At 68.3% G+C, this 218-nt stretch carries 1 protein-coding gene; it reads right to left on the bottom strand.

Features of this window, described 5'->3' with window-relative positions:
- On the bottom strand, positions 1–218 hold a 218-nt coding region (locus HW554_RS20380; protein WP_176910362.1), incomplete at both ends, for a hypothetical protein.

Here is a 218-nt window from a genome sequence, read left to right as displayed (position 1 = left end):
CGGTGGGCAGCGTCAAGCCAGTCGTCCGCCGTTAGATGAATGCCGTCTACCCGGCTCAGCAGCACAGCACAGAGCAGCGTATCGACCCGGCGGCGGGTGCCCGCGCCGTGGGCTTTGAGGGCGTAGCCTTTTTCGGCGGGCGACACCGGCGCATCGTCGCGATGGCGCAGGTAGTCGAGGGCGCGGTAGCTGCTCATAAAGTCGGCCGTGGCGGGGTG

It is taken from the genome of Hymenobacter lapidiphilus, assembly GCF_013377885.1.
GTDB classification, from domain to species: domain Bacteria; phylum Bacteroidota; class Bacteroidia; order Cytophagales; family Hymenobacteraceae; genus Hymenobacter; species Hymenobacter lapidiphilus.
The sequence above is the reverse complement of the archived record's forward strand: the minus strand, read 5'-3'. Positions and strand labels throughout refer to the sequence as shown.